The 19,691-nt window shown below is 47.7% G+C and carries 15 protein-coding genes and 1 pseudogene; 4 read left to right on the forward strand and 12 right to left on the reverse strand.

All coding sequences use genetic code 11. The features are described 5' to 3' along the window. Positions 1-196: 196 nt before the first annotated feature. The 12 genes and pseudogenes from STSP1_RS04145 to STSP1_RS04200 all read right to left on the reverse strand — a co-directional run bounded on the left by STSP1_RS04145 (position 197) and on the right by STSP1_RS04200 (position 14,552). Positions 197-1,339 carry a metallophosphoesterase family protein gene (locus STSP1_RS04145; protein WP_161491601.1) on the reverse strand — a complete coding sequence of 381 codons (1,143 nt, stop codon included), beginning with the start codon at positions 1,337-1,339 and terminating at the stop codon, positions 197-199. A gap of 124 nt (positions 1,340-1,463) precedes the next feature. Beyond that, a complete protein-coding gene (locus STSP1_RS04150; RefSeq protein WP_085755140.1) occupies positions 1,464-2,078 on the reverse strand; it encodes a site-2 protease family protein in 615 nt (204 codons plus the stop codon). Next, positions 2,071-2,877: a tetratricopeptide repeat protein gene (locus tag STSP1_RS04155; RefSeq protein ID WP_123806976.1), complete on the reverse strand. Its 807-nt coding sequence runs from the start codon at positions 2,875-2,877 to the stop codon at positions 2,071-2,073. The genes STSP1_RS04150 and STSP1_RS04155 overlap by 8 nt, the downstream gene beginning before the upstream one ends. Before the next feature lie 12 nt (positions 2,878-2,889). After that, positions 2,890-3,849 (reverse strand): 1-phosphofructokinase family hexose kinase, encoded by a 960-nt coding sequence (locus STSP1_RS04160; RefSeq protein WP_085755142.1) that lies wholly within the window; start codon positions 3,847-3,849, stop codon positions 2,890-2,892. A 27-nt stretch (positions 3,850-3,876) separates the two neighbouring features. After that, positions 3,877-6,456 (reverse strand): DNA translocase FtsK, encoded by a 2,580-nt coding sequence (locus STSP1_RS04165; RefSeq protein WP_085755143.1) that lies wholly within the window; start codon positions 6,454-6,456, stop codon positions 3,877-3,879. 59 nt (positions 6,457-6,515) lie between these two features. Then, positions 6,516-7,223: a tetratricopeptide repeat protein gene (locus STSP1_RS04170; protein ID WP_085755144.1), complete on the reverse strand. Its 708-nt coding sequence runs from the start codon at positions 7,221-7,223 to the stop codon at positions 6,516-6,518. A gap of 55 nt (positions 7,224-7,278) precedes the next feature. Next, entirely contained in the window at positions 7,279-9,780 is a 2,502-nt protein-coding gene (gene gyrB, locus STSP1_RS04175) for a DNA topoisomerase (ATP-hydrolyzing) subunit B (protein WP_085755145.1), read from the reverse strand. A gap of 33 nt (positions 9,781-9,813) precedes the next feature. Next, on the reverse strand, positions 9,814-10,158 hold the full coding sequence (locus tag STSP1_RS04180; protein WP_085755146.1) for a DciA family protein: 345 nt from the start codon (positions 10,156-10,158) through the stop codon (positions 9,814-9,816). A gap of 12 nt (positions 10,159-10,170) precedes the next feature. Beyond that, a complete protein-coding gene (gene dnaN, locus STSP1_RS04185; RefSeq protein ID WP_085755147.1) occupies positions 10,171-11,274 on the reverse strand; it encodes a DNA polymerase III subunit beta in 1,104 nt (367 codons plus the stop codon). A 158-nt stretch (positions 11,275-11,432) separates the two neighbouring features. After that, complete coding sequence (cimA, locus tag STSP1_RS04190; RefSeq protein WP_085755148.1) at positions 11,433-13,004, reverse strand: citramalate synthase; 1,572 nt, start codon at positions 13,002-13,004, stop codon at positions 11,433-11,435. 316 nt (positions 13,005-13,320) lie between these two features. Beyond that, positions 13,321-14,148, reverse strand: a pseudogene (locus STSP1_RS04195) (IS3 family transposase); the annotation flags it as partial. Further along, the gene (locus STSP1_RS04200; RefSeq protein ID WP_085754961.1) at positions 14,136-14,552 is read right to left on the reverse strand and encodes a hypothetical protein; all 417 of its coding nucleotides are present in this window, start codon (positions 14,550-14,552) and stop codon (positions 14,136-14,138) included. The gene STSP1_RS04200 and the pseudogene STSP1_RS04195, both read right to left, overlap by 13 nt. Before the next feature lie 428 nt (positions 14,553-14,980). On the opposite strand from STSP1_RS04200, the gene STSP1_RS04205 reads away from it, so the two are divergent. From STSP1_RS04205 to STSP1_RS04220, 4 genes are all read left to right on the forward strand, one after another. Beyond that, positions 14,981-16,708 (forward strand): [Fe-Fe] hydrogenase large subunit C-terminal domain-containing protein, encoded by a 1,728-nt coding sequence (locus STSP1_RS04205; RefSeq protein ID WP_085755149.1) that lies wholly within the window; start codon positions 14,981-14,983, stop codon positions 16,706-16,708. A 74-nt stretch (positions 16,709-16,782) separates the two neighbouring features. Next, entirely contained in the window at positions 16,783-17,889 is a 1,107-nt protein-coding gene (locus STSP1_RS04210) for a PP2C family protein-serine/threonine phosphatase (RefSeq protein WP_161491602.1), read from the forward strand. Then, on the forward strand, positions 17,886-18,143 hold the full coding sequence (locus STSP1_RS04215; protein ID WP_085755151.1) for an NAD(P)H-dependent oxidoreductase subunit E: 258 nt from the start codon (positions 17,886-17,888) through the stop codon (positions 18,141-18,143). The genes STSP1_RS04210 and STSP1_RS04215 overlap by 4 nt, the downstream gene beginning before the upstream one ends. Further along, complete coding sequence (locus tag STSP1_RS04220) at positions 18,144-19,568, forward strand: monomeric [FeFe] hydrogenase (RefSeq protein WP_085755152.1); 1,425 nt, start codon at positions 18,144-18,146, stop codon at positions 19,566-19,568. Positions 19,569-19,691: the final 123 nt, after the last annotated feature.

A 19,691-nucleotide genomic window follows, 5' to 3' on the forward strand; every position in this document is an offset into this window, starting at 1 on the left:
AGGGAACGTCTAAAGAGGCGTTCCCTTTTTTTAATCCGCATTGATTATACATATTTTTCGTTTTTTCGCCTCAAAGCCTTATAACATCATACTATAAAAATTAGCTGGATATCAAAAGGAAAGGCCCTCGTGGGAACTGAGGGCCTTTTTCGATTGGTTGGGACAATATAAAAGTTTATTGGAGAAAATCACATACCTAAAACTGCTTATACCAGTCCTGGATGAATGCCCCGCTGGTTAGAGCAGTGATATTTTCTTTGTCTGATTTTTCGATTATCAGCCTTCCCACAATATCTGGGCCGTGTTTGATGGCCTCTTGCGAGATTGCCGCCTTTTCTCTCGGAGCGTGAGTTGGGCTTCTGTGCGGGTGGTCTCCGATGTGTCCGCCGCTGTATTCAACATCAAACTTGAACAGCTCCAGAACGAGCTTATCATCGAAAACGCTGCCCCTGAGGTAGTTCACATCCGTCTGAGTTCCCCAGAGTGCCCCGTGGACAATCTGCCATATACCATCAACCCGCTTGGCGGTAATTCGGTGGTGCTCGCCGCAGAGATAAGCATCCACGCCGTACTTGACCATTGTTTTCCAGAAAGCTGAGTTTGTTCCGCCTTTGAGCATATTAGCGCTTGAATTTTTGCTGCGCACTGGGCCTGCTGCCGGCATATGCCCCTGAACGATGATGAAATCCTTATCGCTGTATTTTTTGAGTTCATTCTCAAACCATTCAAGCTGCTTGCCCGAAACTGTCATCCCCATCTTATCGCCTTTGTCTTCAAATTGATCAACGGAAATAACAGCGAGATTGCCTTTAGTGAATGAGTATGCAAGCCCCTTTTTGTGCTCAGGGCCGTTTACGGGCATATTGAATATTTTAACAAACTGCTCAGCAAATACCGGCACAAGGTCTTTATGGTTTTTCAGACCGCCGTCATCGCCGTATTCGTGGTCGCCGGGAGCAATGAAGAGCCTTATATTTTTATCTCTGAACCGCCTTGCAAAACCGCCCCAATACTGGTTCGTTTTTCTTCTAACCTGATCAGGGTTCTCCCACCATCTTGCGTCCATTATATCACCCGCATTGAGAGAAAATGCAGGGCCTTCTTTCTTCATACCGCCGAGGAACCAGTCCATAGCATCTTCCCAGCCGGGCTGGGGATAATCGATATTCCAATTGAAAAGGTCTGGGAAGCTGGTGAAGCAGAAATTTGCTCCCTTATCTGAGGTGGGAAATTCAAAATCTTCGCCATGTTCGTGTCCTGCGGCAAACAAACCGGAAACAGCAATTCCCGACAGAATAACCATTAAGAATAAAGATTTAACGCTAAAGATTTTTTTCACTTTAAAGCTCCATTTATTAAACATAAAAGCATATACAGGGACAAACTGCTCATCCCCGCTATAAGTTTATAGTTTGAGCAGCGGAATTTTGACGAAAAAAACTTAAAATTTATAAATTTTACAATCAAACCCCGAAGAAAAGAGCCGATTTGAAGAACGTAAGCAGGCTTAAAATCACAGGCTCAATCGCCCCGGTTACAACAAGCATAACCAGAGCAAGGTAGCTGCCCATAGTTACTTTCGCAGGCATAACGAGCTTTACTCCCGGTATAATGCACGGCCATATCTTGCTTCCATCCAGCGGCGGGATGGGCATAAGATTTATTACAGCAAGAATAGCGTTCACGAAATAAGTGCCGATGAGTATGCTCACCCATATCCCTGCTTCCTGCTCGAAGCTGTTAATCCCGGACATACGAATCAGCAAAGCAGATATAACGCAAATTGCAAGGTTTGATGCTGGGCCTGCAAGGGAACTGAGCAGATAGTCCTTTTTCGGGTTCTGGTAGTTGAAAGGATTAACGGGCACAGGCTTTGCCCAGCCGAAACCGAGAATGAAAAGGGCAAGCGTTCCAAGCAGTGAAAGGTGCTTGAGCGGATTAAGCGTAAGCCGGCCTTTATCCTTTGCAAGATTGTCTCCGAGCGCCGCAGAGGCATAAGCGTGCGATGCCTCGTGGAGAGTAAGCCCCAATATCAGTCCGGGCAGGAAAGTGAGGAAGAATGCGAATCTTTCAATCATAACCTGCCTCCCTGTACTCATCCGATTCCTTGATCTTATTCAAAATCTCCTCATTTTCCGGTATCTTGATGCCCTTCTTAACGGCCTGTTTCAAATATTCGGCGGCAGTTTTGATGTCATCGCAAACATAGCTTGCCTCAGCCATAAGAGGCTCCAGGGCAAATCTGAAATCCACTCTTGCCGCTATTCCGAAATTCTTTTCAGCAAGGTCGATATCTCCATCCTGAAACGCAAGAACACCCGCAGCGATTCTGCCGATCCTCGATTCTTTAATCGTTAGTATTTTATCAACAAGGGGTCTTGCCTTATCAAACTTCCTCTGCTTTATGTAATTCCAGCATAAACAGTTGTAAGCAAGCTCTGAGGCTTCTGTAGTGCTGGAGGAACTGCTGACAATCTTCTCAGAAAGCTCCTGAATCTTGCTTTCATCGTTGTTCCTTGAAGCAAGCATAAGCTCAAGATACATCAGCTCAGATTCTTCAGAGAAAATTTCTTCAGCCTTATCCAGTATCCGGCGAAGCGATTTAAGGCTGCCCGTTTCAAAATACATATACCCAAGGGTTGAAACAAACCTTACATCCCCAAATTTTTCGGCATTGGTAAGGAAAGTTTCTTCGTATTTTTCAGGCCCGAACTGAGTTGAAAGCCTTGTAAGATACACAAGAATATCTTCAGGACTGCCTGTAATTACGCATATAAGCCTTAGAATCGGCGCATTATCAAATATAGGCAATATTGTCAGTATTGCCGCAAGCACCTTCAAAGGCAATGCCGTAAGCATTCGCAATAATGTAATCAAATTTATCTCCAATTAATACTGAAAGAATTCAGTATCTATTTCCAGCTCCTGCTCCACTTCCCACGGCTCATCATCCATAAGCCCGAAAGCTCGGGAAGTGGCCAATAAAAGCCCCTTCTGCAGAGCATAGGCCGGATCATCATCTTCGTATTTTCCTGCTATAAAACCTGCAAGCAGATAATCCCCGCAGCCCACTGTGCACTGAACAGTTCTGGGCTTGCCGATGAACCTGCTTCGCCAGAGGCCTTCTTTTGTTATTAAGAGAGCCCCATCCCCTCCAAGGCTTACGAGAACCTGAGAAGTTTGTTTCAGTAATTTTTTTGCAGCCCTTGCAACAGACTCCACATCTGATTTCACTTTAGACCCGCTCAGCTCGGAAAGCTCCTCATTATTTGGGCTCACAAGCTCGGTGCAGCCAAGGCTGAAGATCTTGGAAAACGTTCTGCTGCTCGAATCAAGAAAGATATACGCCCCCCGCCTGCTGCACTCCCAGACAAGATCAACAATTATCTCAGAGAGGGGGTTGTCCTCTGGAAGAGCTCCTGCAAACACGCAGATATCACCTGAATCGATTATGCTGAAGAGGCTGTCTGAGAGCTTCTTGATTGCTGCTTTTGTTGCCAGTGCGCCGGGAACTCTTAGATGAAGCTCCTTGTTTTCGCTTGTATCGAATATGCTTATGTTTCGTCTTGTAGCTCCCTGAATCGGTGTAAAACGAACGTCTATGCAGTGAGTGTAGGGCTTGAGGCCGAAGAGCATATCGTCAAAATCGCTCGTTCCCCATAGTCCGGCAGCTACGGAGCTGTATCCAAGCCATGAAAGTGCTTTTGAAACGTTCAGTGCCTTGCCGGCAGGCTCCTGATTATAGCTGTCAACGAGCCTGTGGTCGCCCCAGTTGAGCCCGCTTGCAAAGAACTGCACGTCCCAAGCAGGACGAATTCCTACGGTTATTATTTTTCCATTATAGGCCATTTTCTGCTGTGCCCGCTTTATCCAAAACTATCCCTGCTGCTCATCCCAAGGCAGGTTCTGCTCCTGCTGGAGGTCTTCTTCGCCCGTATCTTCCTCGCTGCCTTGCCCCTCCTGCTGTTCGCTGCGGATATCAGATATATCATCGCCTTCCTTAATGCGTTCCCACTCCTCTGGAGTGATCAAAACTTCCCTTGCCTGAGCGTTTTTATGTTCGCCGATAATACCAGATTCTGCCATCATATCAACAATTCTTGAAGCCCTGCCGTAACCAATAGCAAGCTTTCTCTGAAGCAGAGAAACACTTCCGCGCTTGGTTTCCAGAACAATCCTTACAGCTTCATCGAAATATTCATCTTTCTCTACGCCGTCGGCTGAAACCTTATTAAGCTGAACAAGCTCCCTGCTGTAGTTCGGGCCGGCCTGCTCTTTGATCTTTCCAACCACGCGGGAAATCTCATCGTTAGAGAGAAACGCCCCTTGAGCCCTTATAAGCTCACTTGTTTTCGGGTGCAGATAGAGCATATCACCCTTTCCGAGAAGCGTCTCCGCTCCCACTTTATCAAGTATGATCCTGCTGTCCATCCTTGAGGCCACCTTGAAGCTGATTCTCCCAGGCAGGTTGGATTTTATAAGACCGGTAACAACCGAAGCCTGCGGGCGCTGAGTAGCGAGGATTACGTGAATACCTGCCGCACGGCTCTTCTGAGTGAGCCGGACGACATACTCCTCCACCTCTTTGCCGTTTGTCATCATCAGATCAGAGAGCTCATCCACTATAAGCACAAGATAAGGCATCCTCTCAGGAACCTTGAGCTGCTCCTCAGGGGTTTCTGCGCCGAGTCTTTTGTAGATCTCTTCGCTGGAGAGCTCATTGAATTCTGCAATGTTTTTAACTCTTGCTTCATTGAAAATTGCATAGCGTTCTTCCATCTTCCCGACAGCCCATTCAAGGATCCTCGAGCTCTGATTCATATCGCTGACAATCGGACACATCAAATGCGGGAGCCCCTCAAACATCGTCATCTCAATCTGCTTTGGGTCAATGAGCACAAGCTTAACCTCATTTGGCTTTCTGGTAAGCAGGATGCTTGTGATGATAGTGTTTATGCACACACTCTTACCGGAGCCTGTGGTACCGGCGATAAGGCCGTGGGGCATATCCGCAAGATCGGCCACCAAAACAGAACCGGAAGAATCCTTGCCGAGAAAAATCGGAACCTTCATCTTAACAGGCACTTTCCCTGCCCGCTGGATGAGGTCTTTCAGCCTCACAGTTTCCCGTTCGCTGTTTGGAACTTCTATGCCGATAGTATCTTTGCCCGGAAGCGGCGAAACCACCCTCACCACAGGCACAGCGAGCGCTCTTGCGATATCGTCTGCAAGGTTGGAAATCTTATTCACCCTCATACCTGCTGAAAGCTCTATCTCGTATAGAGTGATTGTTGGGCCAGGCTCGGCATTTATAACTGATGCATCCACCTTGAAATTATCGAGAGTTTCCTGGAGCCGGTCTGCCTTTTCCCGAACCATTACTTCAAGACGTGAAGCAAAGTCCTTTTCAGGATCTTCCAGGAGGTTAATATGCGGCAGTACATACTTCTTATAGTCTTCAGTTATATCATCCTCAGGACTGCTGGGCTTTGATTTTTTCTTGGGCTGATTGTTTTTCTTTGTATCTGCTGATTTTTTCTTATCCTTCTTCGGGCTTTCCTCTTCGGGCTCTCTGCCTGAGGAGACATCTATCACATCAACCCTGTCCGGATCGGGGATGATCTCAACAGATTCGGAGTTTTGCTCAGGATGGAGCTGGTAAGGCTCGATATCCTGTTTGCCTCTGCTGATCTCAAATTCTTTTCTTTCTCTTTTAGCAGGCTCCTCTTGCTGCGGGTGCTGATCAACGTTTTCTTCGGGAAGTTCTTCCTTCTGCTTTGTCTTTTTCTTATCTTTTATCTTGGAGAAAAATCCATGCTTGCTTTCTTTATCCTTCTCACTAACAGAGTCTTCCTTGGCAGCTTTACGGCCGGTTTTCTTGGGTTTGTCCTTTTTGTAAAGCTTTTTAGATGAGGAGAAGAGGTAATTCCAGAGCCCCTTGAAGAACGCAACAACCAAGCTGTCTGCAATGAATATCAAACCGATAAGAGTAGCGGCAAGCATAATCGCAAACCTCCCGAGCTGTCCTATATTGTGCCCGAGCCATTCTGCCAGGAATGTACCTAACACGCCTGCCCTGCCTACGGGGAACGCATCTACGGAAAAGTTGAACTTTGAATAACACCCCGCTGCTGCTGAAACAGCCGCACAAAGCAAAAGCATACCCGCTATCCTGAAAGGAATCTGCCCTGGCGGACGACCGAACAGATCTGAGGCAAGCAGAAAAACCAGCGAACCAAGAATCACATAAATCCCCGGGCCGAGATAATACAGCGCATAATGAGAGAAATACGCCCCGGGCAGATTCAGCCAGTTTGAAGGCGGGTCGTTTACAGGATATGAATACATCCCGGGAGGGTCATAAATATCAAAGCTCACGCAGCTTGCAGCGGCGAGAAAAAGCAGAACTATAATCAAAAGCTCTGCTGCTATTTTTAACAGCTCACGACCTGTCATCGTACATCCTTCACGAAATATCCTGCCGGCGCCTTCCGGCTAATCTCAGGCCAGAAGCTTCACTGCTGGCCGCTTTTTCCCTCATTTTTCTTGAACAGCCTGTCGAGGCTGAATCCGCTTGATTTCTTGCTCTTGGGCACTTCCACGCTCACGCCCATCTTACCGAGCTCATTAGACACGTCCGGCTGATAAGGGTTTAGCTGAATGCTCTTTTTGAGATACACCTCAGCACGTGATCTGTCGCCCTGATCGAGGTAGTAGTATCCAACCTGCTTATTCAAAACAGCAGAATCCGGCGCAAGTGCAAGGGCATTCTGGTAGCAGTCGAAGGCATAGTCGTCAAGGCCTTCATTCTGGAAGGCCTGACCGAGCAGAAGGGCCTCCTCGGCTTTTGATTTTGTCTGGTTTATATAAATATCGGCAAGCTGGGCTGACTTGCTGTCGTTCCCGAGCTGCTGGTTCACTTTCACCTGTGCCGCCTGGGCTTCTCTTAGCATCGGCTTGAAATTCAATGCAATGTTAAGCTCGTATTCGGCCTTTGAATACCGGCGATCTGTCATATAGAGCCTTGCAAGCTGGTAATGAGCTTCAGCGTCACCAAAATCACGCTCAATCTCTTCATTCAGCTCTTCATATCTAAGCTGCTTAGGGGTTTTGTTAATCTTCTGAGACTCATTCTTATCCTTTTCAGAGCCGTTAAAGACCGAACAGCCGGTAAGCGAAATAAAAATCAACGCTGTAAGTAATGTATAAACTGCTATCCTCATTTATAAACCTGCACTTTCATTAAAACAATCTTTCAACAAATCACTATACACAATCTTAAACATCCAAGTTTTGGACTTCAAGCGCGTGTTCAGTAATAAAGCCTCTTCTCTTTTCAACGTCCTCACCCATAAGGATGCTGAAGAGCCTGTCTGCCTCGGCGGCGTCTTCAATATTCACCCGAAGCATCGCCCTGTTTTCAGGATCCATCGTGGTTTCCCAGAGCTGGTCAGCATTCATTTCGCCAAGCCCTTTGAACCTCTTTATTTCAATGCCCCTGCTTCCGAATTCTCTAATCTCAGCGGCAGTCTCGATAAGTGAGGCGGCAGAGAAGGATTCCTGTCCGTGGACAATGCGGAATTTCATAGGCTTAAGCTCGCCTGCTACAGTTCTCTCTTCCTTCAGAAGCAGATCGGTAATTGAAAGCCCCCAATTCTGCATCATCTCTTCGTTTATATCGTTTAGCCTTCTAACCTCAGTAAGCTCTTCGCTGGTGAGGGAGTGCTCAAGCTCAGGCACGCTGAATTCGCTTTCCTGCGAGCCCTCTTCAGGGAAGCTGTTTTGCTCTTTGGAGAAAGAATTGAGCTCTGAATACCTGCTTTCAAACTTACTCTGATCGTGGAAGTATTCACTGCTCCCATCAAATATTATTCTGTAAACTGGAAGAGCTCCTTCTTTATACTGCTGTTCAACGAAATCGCTGAAAATAATCCCTCTGCGTTCAATGATTCCGATAAGCCTTTCTAAATCGGCCACTCTCTTAACAAGTTTTTCCACTTCGCCGCTTGGAATCACCTTTTGCCCGCTCTGCTCGGAAACTTCAATACTGGTATCCCCGAGGCCGCGGTCGGTAAGCATTTTCTTCATTTCCGCATCACTGAGAATAAAACGGCTGTCCTTTTTGCCCTTCTCACGCACCTCATATAGCGGGGGCTGGGCAATATAAATCATATCATTCTCGAACAGCTCGGGCATCTGACGGAAGAAGAACGTTAAAAGCAGGGTTCTGATATGGGCTCCGTCGATATCGGCGTCTGTCATAAGCACAATCTTGCCGTATCTGGATTTTGATATATCGAAATCGTCTGCACCGATGCCCGTTCCGAGGGCGCTTACGATAGTTCTTATTTCCTCGTGAGCGAGCATCTTCTCAAGCCTTGCCTTTTCCACGTTCAGGATCTTACCCTTTATCGGAAGAATAGCCTGAATCGTCCTGTCTCGCCCGCCTTTGGCAGACCCGCCTGCAGAATCACCCTCTACGATAAACAGTTCCGTTGAACGGGCGTCTTTGCTGCTGCAGTCCCAGAGCTTGCCGGGCAGATTCCCGCTGCTGAGAGCACCTTTTCTTCTTGTAAGCTCTCTTGCCTTTCTTGCAGCATCTCGAGCTGCTGCTGCCTGAATGGCTTTTGTGAGTATTTTTTTCGCAATTGCAGGATTCTCTTCAAGGTATTCGGAAAGCTGATTGTTCATAACAGTTTCAACAAAACTGCCTACTTCCGGATTGGACAAACGAACCTTTGTCTGGGCTTCGAAATGCGGATCGGGCACTTTCACAGACACAACAGCCGTAAGGCCTTCCCTGAGGTCTTCGCCTGAGGTGGTGATTTCACCGTTTTTGAATAGCTTGGCGGCTTTGCCGTAATAGTTCATTGTTCGGGTAAGGGCTGTCTTGAAGCCTGAAAGGTGTGTTCCGCCATCTATATTGCATATATTGTTGGCAAAGGCCAGCACGTTTTCGTTGTAGCTGTTGTTGTACTGCATTGCGATCTCGCAGGAAAGCCCGCTTTCCTCGTCTTCCTTGGAGATCAGAATCACATCATCATGAACAGGCTCCTTTCCTTCATTGAGATGATGAACGAACTGAACAAGCCCCTGATCGAAATGGAAAACTTCCTTCTTGCCTTCGCGCTCATCCTCAAAATGCAGCCTCACTCCGGCATTTAAGTATGCAAGCTCCCTGATTCTCTTCTGAAGCGTTTCAAAGTTGAAATCTGTTTCGCCGAAAATCTCATGGTCGGGCAGGAAAGTAATCTTAGTACCCTGAAGGCTGGTTTTTCCGAGGTCTTCAATGCCTCCCTTCGCCTCGCCTTTGCGGCATTCAAAACGGTAGTGCCTGCCCTTTCTGTAAACATCTGCAATAAGCACATCGCTCAAGGCATTCACCACAGACACACCTACCCCGTGCAGGCCGCCTGAGACCTTGTAGGCATTGTTGTCAAATTTACCGCCTGCGTGGAGAGTTGTAAGCACAAGCTCAAGAGCGCTGCAGCCGGAATCCTCGTGATATTCTGTCGGGATGCCCGAGCCGTTATCCTCAACACTGCAGCTTCCGTCGAGATTTATCTTGATTGTTATTTTATCGCATCTGCCCGCCAGAGCCTCGTCGATCGAATTATCCAGAACCTCATAAACGAGATGATGGAGCCCACCTTTCCCGCGGTTGCCGATGTACATATCCGGTCTTTTCCTAACAGCCTCAAGGCCTTCAAGAACCTTTATGCTGTTGGCATCATAATTGTTGTTAGCTGAATTATATTTAACTGAATCTTTATCACTCATTTGTGCGTAACCACCTGTAACAGCCTGAATCGGCTATATAAATTTAATATCTTTAATTTTCGCTTTCGGATATTCCTTAAGCATTGAGCTGAGCAGATCGTTTTTAGAAGTCTGAAACTCAAATTTTAGAGCAGGGTCTTTAATCTCAATTTTCAGGATACCGTTTCTAAACCCAGCCACACGGCAAAACTGCCTCATCTGCTCGGGCACCACAGATTTCCAAGCCTTAATCGCGTCAGGGCTTTTCCCAGAGCTTTTCTTTTTGCTTTTAACAAACCGCTCAAGCAGCTCACCAACCGAATCAGCCTTATAAGGCCTTTGTCTTTTCCAGTAGGTGCTTAAAAGCAGATCAGAATCTTGTATATCTTCGTTCTTCAAATCCCCGCCGGCCTACACCTCAACAGGCATAACAATATAAATAAAGGTATCGCTGCAGCGGAAAAGCACCGCCCTGTCGGGATTGCCCATTTCAATCTGTATCTGCGCCTGCTTAACCACTTTCAGAGCATCAAGGATAAAATCCGGGTCAAATCCTACCGCCAGGGGCTCTCCTGAATAATCCACCGGCATATCCACCTGCGCATCGCCCATCTCCGGAGCACGGCTCGAAAACACCATCACTCCATCACCAATGGAAACCTTGATTCCCCTTGACTCGTCTGTAGTAAGAAGAGAAGCACGCTTAACAGCGCTCAAGGTTGCGTCGGTGTTTAACTTGATTATCTTATCATTGTCTTTCGGGATAATATCCTGATATCTCGGGAAATTACCCTCAACAAGATTCGAGGTGATAAGAACATCGCCGCAGCTGAATGTTACTTTCTTTTCATTATAAGAAACACCAATCAGAGAATTCTGCTCGCTCACAATCTTCTGTACAAGAGAGACAGCCTTTACAGGCAGAATCAGACGCTTGCCGATGTGATTCTCGGGCATAGGCGTATCAAGCTCTACAATCTTCCTCGCAAGACGCCTTCCGTCTGTTCCAACGAGGTTTATGTATTCCTCTGCGATCTCCCAGAGCACCCCGTGAAGGGCGTATTTGGTGTTCTCTTTTGCCGTTGCGAAGAGGGTCTGGCTTATGCCCTGCTGGAGGATTGAAAGCGAAACAGCCATATCGGAGTCGCCTTCGTCTTCAATCGCATCTGGATACTGCTCAACATCGTGAGTGTATATATTGAAATGGCTGTCGCTGCCTCTAATATGCAGCTCTGTTTCATCAGCCTCAAATTCAAGCACTTCATCTATGCTCTCGCGGACAATAGCGCTTACCTTGCTAGCAGGTACTACACTGCTGCCCGGGCGGTCTGTCTGAGCCTGACTAACCATATGACGGATGCCTATCTCCAGATCGGTGCCGCTGATACTGACTCCCTGTTCATCAGCGCTAATCTTGACGCACTGAAGCACCGGCTTGGCAGCACGGGCAGGTATAATTCCCGCCACAAAGCTGAGAGCCTCTTGAAGGGCTACACGATTGAATCTTATCTTCATACCTAACCTCTTAAACTTTGGGGCTTACACTTAAGTTCATTCTATATAAAATGTGCGCTATAATTTACCAAAACTTGCATTTTTTGCAACGGATTTCCCCTTGAATATGCCGGAAGATGGCTCTTCAAAGGGCATAAAAATCCGCCGAAGGCTGCAAGCTATTTTTTCAAGGCCTTATCTTTCAATAATTTGTATTCAATACTGTCTTTAAGAGCTATCCACGAGGCATTAACTACATTTTCGCTCACGCCCACTGTGCCCCATACTGAATCCAAATCTCTTGATTCTATTATCACACGAACTTTCGCTGCTGTGGCAGCTTTTGCATTTACCACGCGGACCTTATAATCTATCAGGTGCATATCCTTGAGCTGCGGATAGAACCTTTCAAGCGATTTTCGGAGGGCTTTATCCATTGCATTAACAGGACCGTCTCCCTCGCTCACCACGTGTTCCTCATCCCCGCCTACGCTGAGTTTGATCGTTGCCTCGGAAAGCTCATCACCGTGGCTGTCTCTGCTTACGCTTATATGGAATCTTTCCAGCTCGAAAGCCTCGGTGTATTCGCCTTTTATCCGCTTAATCAACAGATCAAAGCTGCCGTCTGCAGCCTCAAACTGATACCCCTCATTTTCAAGCGTTTGAACCTTATCGAGAATCTTCTTGGCCGTCTCTCTGTCAACGCTCTGGCCATGCTTTTCCAGCTTGGCAAGCACATTGGACATCCCCGAGAGCTCGGAGACGAGAAATCTTCGTGAATTTCCCACAAGCTCAGGGGTAATATGCTCGTAAGTGTCTTTGTTTTTCCGCAAAGCGTTCACGTGGAGCCCAGCCTTATGCGCAAAAGCGCTCTCCCCAACAAACGGCAGAGAGGTTACAGGGCTGATGTTGGCTATCTCAAATACAAAAAGAGAGGTCTCTGTGAGCTTCTCAAGCTTATCTTCACTGAGAACATCATAACCCATCTTGAACTTCAGATTGGGGATTATAGAGCAAAGATTGGCATTTCCCGTTCTCTCACCGATTCCGTTTACCGTCCCTTGAACGTGCCTTGCGCCAGCTCTAACCGCCTCAAGCGAGTTTGCAACAGCGCAGTCCGAATCGTTGTGAGTATGAATGCCGATTTCGGTGCCTGAAAGGTCGTAGGACACCGTTTTTGTTATCTCGTAAACCTCTTCCGGAAGGCAACCTCCGTTTGTCTCGCATAAAACAAGGGCATCCGCTCCGGCCTCAGCAGCCGCACGAAGAACCTCAAGGGCGTATTCGGGGTTGTTTTTATACCCGTCGAAAAAATGCTCTGCATCAAAGAGAACCTCAAGCCCCTTTTGCTTCAAATAGCGAACAGAATCTGCGCACAAATCCAGATTCGCCTGCCTGCTGCAGCGCAAAACCTGATCAACGTGCATATCCCAGCATTTCCCTACAATAGTAGCAGCGGATGCGCCGCTGGATAAAATCGCATTTATCGATACATCATCTTCAACCTTAACATCCGCCCGTCTTGTGCTTCCAAAAGCACAGACTTTCGAATTATCGAGCTTGATATCACTTATCTTCTCGAAAAACGCCTTCTCCTTCTGGTTGCTGGCAGCATAACCGCCCTCAATGTAGTCAACACCCAGCTGGTCGAGGCGCTTTGCTATAAGCAGCTTATCCTGAAGAGAAAAGCTAACCCCTTCAGCCTGCATTCCGTCTCTTAATGTTGTGTCATATATTTTAACTCTACTCATTTTGCACTCTTTGTCTGTAAACTTTATTACAAGTTAAACCCTTATTGTAATATAAAAACAAAAACCAGCAAACGGAATATACCGCTAACCAGTAATGTGTGCGACATTTTTTTGGGCAAAGCGTTTTAAAGCCGACCGAGTCCGCCTCGTCCACCTTGTCCACTCGCTAATTCCAGCACTAATTTTTCACTAATGATTTTGCTACTGTCAAGTCCTGGTTTAAAGTTGACACTTTTCTTTTCTCTTTTCTATTACGATTTAACGATATATTCCGTAGTGGAGGGAGCCCGAAGGGCGACCGGAACGGAGGAATATATCACGCTGCCAAGTGCACCGCCTCTGGTATTCGATAGCCTAATGCTGCATGCGGGCGGCGGGTATTATAAAGCAACACCGCTTGTTTTACTGCCTCATAGGCATGTTCCTTTTTCGCAAAGGTATTGCACAAACCATATTCATGTTTCATTATTCCGTTAAGCCGCTCTGCCTTAGCATTTTCATAACAATGTTTATCTTCTGTCATGCTGATACCAATACCAGCTTCTTGGAGCATATCAATATAAGCATTGCAGCAGTACTGGCAGCCTCGATCGGAATGATGAACCGCCTTTGCTGAGGTGGGGATCTGCTTCAATGCTCGGTTCAAGGCTCTTAAACAACCCTCGGCCTCAAGACTATCACTGCAATCATAACCTATGACCTTGCGGCTGAAGGCATCCATTACAAGAGCAAGATAGACAAAACCCTGATCGGTGCGTATATAAGTTATATCACTTACAATTGCCTCATTTGGGCCTTGCAGATTCATATCTTTAAGCTTATTACTATAGACCCGAAACCTGTGCCGGCTGTTAGTCGTTGAGGTGCTGCGTCTTTTAGGCTTGATCAGCTTATTAAACTTGCCCATCAAATCGAAAAACCGATCTCGACCTATACTAACCCCCGCTTCTGATAAGTCCTCAGATATCAGCGACAAGAGCTTTCTGCAGCCTAATTGAGGCTGCAAGGAACGCTCCTGGTTTACCAAATCCATTATAAAAGCCTCATCAATAAGCTGCTTTTGACGCACTTTACGAGTCTTATAAAAATACTGGCGGCTTATGCCTGATGCGCAGCATATTTCAGTTATGGTTACTTTTTCTTCCTTTTCTGAAGCCCTTTTGTAAGCCTTGTGTGCCGTTTCGTATCTAGTTTTTTTTTGACTTCTTCACTGTCCAAGCCAAACTGCTCACAGGTAACTTCAAATCGAGAATCACTTACAAGCTTTTCTAAATAAGCATCTGCGAGAGCTTCTTTCAGCTCTTTGTTCTCTGCTTTTAATTGCTTTAACCGGTCATGTTCATCTGGTCTTTCCACGCGTATCCTCTTTGGTATTAAATGGTTTCGGCCGTATTTCTTAAGCCAACGCTTAACGGTGTGGCTTCCTGCTATTCCATAACGAATATTGGCTTCATTTATACATGAGAGTTTACCAGATTCAAGCTCATTTACCACTTGCAACTTAAATGCTTCACTATAACGAGTGCCTGTAGGTCTTTTGTCTTTCATAAATATTCCTGAAATTTAATTAACATCTATTCTGATATCTGTCAACTATACTCAGGACTAGACATACTCGCGACTCTGCCACACGCCACTCGGCCACTCTGCCACTCGCCACAGGCCACTATCTTTATCCCATCCTGTCAATCCTTGCCCCGCAGCCAAAGCGGTTCGGGGCTGTTAATCCTGTCTAATTTATCACATCCCTCACCGCCCACTCCAGTTGAACTGTGGGAAGTGCAGGAAACTTTTAAGGAAGAATATTTCCGCAGGAAGCGGGGAGAAATGCTCACGGACAGCCTCTTGGGGAATACGCGTGAGTCGGTGAGTGGAGAAATCGATTTGCTTTTTTTGTTCAAAAATTTCACAAAAAGCTTGACATTCGGCAGGCATATTGATATATTTTTATCAAAGTTAAGTCAAAGGCTAAAACAATGCAGGAACTAAAACCAATATACACAGTGAGCACAGACTGCCAGGACTGCTACAAATGCCTCAGGGAATGCCCTGTTAAGGCAGTTAAGGTGTCCTCCGGCAGTGCGAGCGTAGTGCATGAGCTTTGCATAAGCTGCGGGCACTGCCTGAATGTATGCCCGCAGGGAGCAAAGAGATACCGCAGCGACGTTCAGCTCGCCTCAAACACGATCTCGAAATATAAGGCTATGGGCAGAAAAGTGGCCGCTTCTATTGCCCCGAGCTTTATCTCGGAATTTTCTGACCTGCCTGTTTCGAGCTTTATCAAGGCGGTTAAGATGCTGGGCTTTGATATAGTATCTGAGACAGCTCTGGGAGCGGAGCAGGTTTCTGCGGCAACTGTAAAATATCTACAGCAGGAGAAGCCGGATGTGTGCATATCCTCTGCCTGCCCTGTGATGGTGGAGTTTATAAAGAAGTATTACCCATCTCAGGCCGGCAGGATTGCGCCGATGTTCTCGCCTCTGCTGGTGCACTGCCGAATGCTCAAGCAGATTTACGGCGAGGATGCAGCAGTTGTGTTCATAGGGCCATGCGCGGGCAAAAAGCTGGAGGCAGATTCAAATCCAGACCTCCTGAACGCCTCAATAACATTTGAAGAGCTCAGGGGATGGCTGGATGCTGAGGGGATAACCCCCCGCCATCTGCCAGAAAATATGGAAAGATTCAGCCCGAACAGGGCTTCGAACGGGGCGCTGTACCCTGTAGAAGGCGGTATGCTCTCGGGGATCAAGCATGGGTGCAGCTCAGTTGAGAGCAGTTATGCATCGTTTTCAGGGATTGAGAATGTGAGAAAAGTTTTGGAGGATCTGGAAAACAACGAGCCGCCTTCCCCGCTGTTTCTCGAGCTGCTTGCATGCGAGGGAGGCTGCATAAACGGCCCTCTGGTTTCAGATAAGAAGAAGCTTCTCTCAGGCCGCGCAAATGTATTGAATTATGCGAACTACCGCAAAGACAACATCACAGACAGCCCGGAAGTGGAAACGAGGGGCGAATACAGAATTGAGCCTGTGATACCGGCAGAGCACCGCCCTTCTCAGATAAAGAAGGCCCTTGAAAAGGTGGGCAAATACAGCACCGAAGATGAGCTGAACTGCGGCTGCTGCGGCTATGATACTTGCCGGAATTTCGCAAACGCAATGCTGAGCGGGAAGGCCGAGCCGTCAATGTGCGTGGGGAATATGCGGAAGATTGCCGCCAGCAAGCTCGACAGCGTTATCAGCGCCCTGCCCTGCGGGATAATCATAGCAGATTCAGGCAGCAGGGTCGTTGAGAGCAACAGGAAATTTGCAGAGCTGATGGGCGAGGATAATCTCGCTGTTTACCAAAGCTGCGGCGGACTGAACGGGGCTTCGCTGGAGAAGGTAGTCCCGTTCGACTACTACTTCAAGCAGGTAATCGAGAAAGAAAACGGATTTATCGAGAAGGAAATGAGCAGCGAAACGGGCGTTCTGAACGTGCAGATATTCACGATAGAGAAGAACCAGCTCGTTGGCTGCATAGCGCAGGATATAACAGAGCCGGCAGTGGAGAAAGAGCAAATCATCAGCAAGGCGCAGGAAGTGATGGATCAGAACCTTGATACAGTGAAAAAAATAGCTCACCTGCTCGGCGAAAACGCCGCAGCATCCGAGGACATACTTAACTCTATAATCAAAAACTCCAAAAAAACAGGGGTGAAAAAATAAAGGCGCAGGAGCATTTCATAGAGATAGACCATTATCAGGCTCTCAAGCACGGCCAAAGGCTATGCGGGGATGTCGTGGAGAAGCTGCGTCTTGAGGATCAGGGCAGGGTGATCACTGCCCTTTGCGACGGGCTTGGCTCGGGCATAAAAGCGCACATACTCTCAACCCTCACCTCCACCATCGCCACGCACTTTGCGGCTTCTGAATCCAACCTCAGGCGGTATATCGAGATCATAAGCCAGATACTGCCCGAATGCAGCGAGAGAAACCTTGGCTACTCAACGTTTACAATCTCTGATATAGATTCCAGCGGCCGGAATAAGCTGATTGAGTTTGACAACCCCTCCGCTATTCTCATAAGAAACGGCAAGACCGAAAGAATACAGCGAAGGAAGGTTTCGGTGAAATACGGTAAGCTCGGCAGCAGAGAAGTTTACCAGAGCGTAATCGAAATGCAGAAAGGCGACAGGCTCGCAATCTGCAGCGACGGAGTAACCGAATCAGGCAGGGGCGAAAAGGGTATGCAGTGGGGCTGGGAGGAAGAGAATCTTGCGAAATTCTGCGAACGGATTTGCAGGGAGAATAAAGAGCTTTCAGCAAGGCAGATGGCAAAGGGAATCGTTGAGGCTGCGATAAAGAATGAAGGCGGGCAATGCAGGGACGATGCAACTGCGCTTGTGATAAACATCAGAAGGCCGAAGAAGACACTGCTTGTAACCGGGCCGCCCTCTCACAAAAAATTCGATGCATACATTACAGACAGAGTAAAGAACTTCATCGGAGCTAAGATTATCTGCGGCGGGACAACCGCAAAGATAATAGCAGATATGCTCGGAAGAGCCCTGCATACAAATCCCGCAGCACTTGGCAGAGGTTTGCCGCCGGCCTCGGAGATTGAGGGGGTGGATTTAGTTACAGAAGGCATCCTCACGCTCTCAAAGCTTGAGGAGATGCTTGATGCCGGAAGCAGCGGAAAAACAGAAAACACTCCGGCAGAGGCGCTGATGGAGCTTCTGCTCGAATCGGATATAATCACCCTTATAGTGGGCACGAAAATCAACCAAACGCATCACAATCCGGATTTCCCGATTGATGTTGAGATTCGCAGGAATCTAGCCCGAAGGCTGAAAAGGGTGCTTGAAAACAAATATTTGAAGAAAGTTGAGATTGAGCTGGTATGAAGAAGATCACTGTTGAAATATGCACAGGCACAACCTGCCATGTGATGGGCTCGGAAGCGATTATGGAAATACGCAATATGCTCTCAGAGCGATACAAAGAGTCCGTAGAAATCAAGGCAACAAGCTGCCTTGGGTTCTGCCGCGAAAGGCAGGCAGGAGAGGCTCCCTTTGTTAAGGTAAACGGGAGAATCGTTCCAGAGGCCAGCCTGCTGAAAGTAACTCAGATGATTGACGAGATAGAGAGGGGCAATTAGATGCTCTCAGATAACAACGCCAGCAAAATAATAAAGAAACTGCTCGTGGAAACTGCCCGCTTATGCTTCGAAGGAAGGCTTGAGGAGGGCATAGACCGGCTTGTGATTGATACGATTCCCAAAAAGAGCAATGCAAACCGCTGCTGCGTTCATAAGGACCGGGCAGTGATAAAATACCGCCTGATGGCAATCCTCGGCCACAGCGCAGAAGAGGAAGAAGACGAGCTCAAGCGGCTGAGCGAATATGCAGGGCAGACCCTCCAGCGGGAAGAAATCAGCGAGCCTGTGCTTACGGTAATCGATGAGGCATGCAGCGCCTGCCCGGCAGGGAGGCATTTTGTAACCAACGTATGCAGGGGCTGCGTTGCGAGGCCGTGCATGGTAAACTGCCCGAAAGACGCCATCCAAATTCACAACGGCAGAGCAGAAATCGATGAGGACAAATGCGTAAATTGCGGAATATGCCTGAAGGTATGCCCGTATAACGCTATAGTTGAGATTCCTGTGCCCTGCGAGAACGCCTGCCCTGTGGGGGCGATAAGCAAAGATGAAAGCGGGAAGGAGCAGATAGACTACTCAAAGTGCATATTCTGCGGAAGGTGTATGACAGCGTGCCCGTTCGGAGCGATTATGGAACGCTCGCAGATTATTGACGTGGCGAGGAAGCTCGCAGAGGGGCGGAAGGTGGCAGCGCTTACTGCGCCTTCGGCTGCCGGTCAGTTCCCGTGCGAGTTCAGCCAGCTTAAAGGAGCGATCCTCAAGGCCGGATTCAGCGAGGTGCTGGAGGTGGCGGAAGGGGCAGATATCACCGCCAAAAAAGAGGCCGGGGAGTTTGAAGAAAAGATCAGCGAGGGGCAGAAATTTATGACCTCAAGCTGCTGCCCTGTTTACAAAGAGGCAGCGAAAAAACACATCCCTGAATTGTGCGAGTTTATATCTGACACCCCAACTCCCATGGAATTTGCCGGCAGAAAGGCCAAAGAGAAATACCCCGGCTGCACCGCTGTGTTCATAGGGCCCTGCATAGCAAAAAGGCAGGAGGCCCTGGAAGGCCGCTCGATAGATCACGTGCTCACCTGCGAGGAGCTTGGGGCAATATTAGTGGCCAAGGATATCTTCGTACGTGAGACTGAACCGGCTGAAACGCCCGGACAGGCCAGCATAGAGGCAAGGAAATTCGGCGCCTCCGGCGGTGTTACTGAAGCGGTTAAGGCGAATCTCTCAGGTAATATACAAATCAAACCCGAACTTATAGACGGCTTAGACAACAAAAACATCAAAAAACTCGCCGATATATGCACCGGCAAGACAAATTTTAATTTTGTGGAGGTAATGAACTGCAAAGGCGGCTGCGTTGGGGGGCCGGGGAATCTGAGCACCCCTGCAAGAGCAGCGAAAAGGATCGAGAAAACATTCGAACCATAAAAGTTAATAAACCCGCTGAACCTGAAGAAGAACAGCTGATTGTGGGGCGCGAGATTATTTTTTGGCAAAGCTTTTTAAGCCCCAATCTATCCGATTGCTCTCCGCCTTCGGCGGACTCCACGT

This window comes from Sedimentisphaera salicampi (assembly GCF_002117005.1).
Taxonomy (GTDB): Bacteria; Planctomycetota; Phycisphaerae; order Sedimentisphaerales; family Sedimentisphaeraceae; genus Sedimentisphaera; species Sedimentisphaera salicampi.